General features: G+C 36.5%; 2 protein-coding genes. Both read right to left on the reverse strand.

The annotated features are described in order from the left end of the window. Positions 1–435: hypothetical protein (locus HMPREF9456_RS16875; RefSeq protein WP_006844784.1), on the reverse strand; the 435-nt coding region annotated here is incomplete at its 3' end. 1 nt (position 436) lies between these two features. Further along, on the reverse strand, positions 437–1,159 hold a 723-nt coding region (locus HMPREF9456_RS16880; protein ID WP_006844785.1), incomplete at its 5' end, for a hypothetical protein.

Consider the following 1,159-nt stretch of genomic DNA (forward strand, 5'->3'; position numbering starts at 1 on the left):
CTCAACAGTAGACGATAATATATCAGCTACCTTCCGCTCAAATAGAGATAGTTTGGCAGAAGTTCCACTGGTAAATGTTACCGAAATACTAACCATTTGCCATTGGCTAGCTATATTTGTAGGCATTACAAATCTTGAGATACCTGCCGGAAGCGAGAATTTGTTTGTTGATGAATTATAAGTTACGCTTGGATTATCAATTGCCCAACTGGAATTTGTTATAAAAAAACCTGTAGTTCCTTTTAAGTCCTTACCTGTAAAACTTAGAGTTATATCACCATTAGCACCTCCATCTACACCAACTTCAAGAACTAAACCTTTATCGGGTTCTAATGTGATCGTAAGAGCCGATGATACAGAGCTTACTTTATCAAGCAATACTGATCGTTTTGTTGCATTTATAGCCTTTATAAAGCCACTATCAAAGATTCCCATATTATGTTATATTTTGAAATGTTATATTTTGAGTTAATACATTACCGGATATATCTCTTGTCAGAGTTATTGTTATTTTTCTGTTACCTTCCGTGTGTGTTCCTTCAATAGAAGTTACATAGCTATTTGGATTTCTTATTACAGTAACTGAACCTGTACCTCCATCTGGATATTGAACTGTGATTGGAGTATTCAGTAAACCATCTGTGTATGTTGGTGTCGATGTGATCTTGAAACTTTCACCTAATATCCATTGTTGTAATTTCTCATCAATCGATATATTTGGTATAAATTCCGTTGTACCACCGTTTAAATCAGTACTCACAACCTGTTTGAATGGAACATACGGAGAAGGCATTACCGTGCCTGTGACGATCATTGATATGTCTTTATTCGTCATAGGCAGCATCATACGCATATATACCGCTCCACTTGCCTTGTTCACGGTAATATTAAGCTCTGTGCTTCCCGATGAAGTAATATTGTAGCTACCCGCCACAAACTTTCCTGATGCATCATATTGGCAGCTTAAACGATATCTTTGACAAAGCAATGATGTTTCACCGTCCCATCTAATAAGTGGTGTTACATACCACCCTGGACTAGTTATTATATTTCCGTTCGTATCTAAGCCTTTGTTAAATCCGTCTGAATAGTTTGGGTTAAGCCTATTTGTTCCGTATTGTAGTTTAATGCCATTTTGCGTAAATTCAGTATCAAGTTG

Origin of the sequence: Dysgonomonas mossii DSM 22836, from assembly GCF_000213575.1 — a bacterium.
Taxonomy (GTDB): domain Bacteria; phylum Bacteroidota; class Bacteroidia; order Bacteroidales; family Dysgonomonadaceae; genus Dysgonomonas; species Dysgonomonas mossii.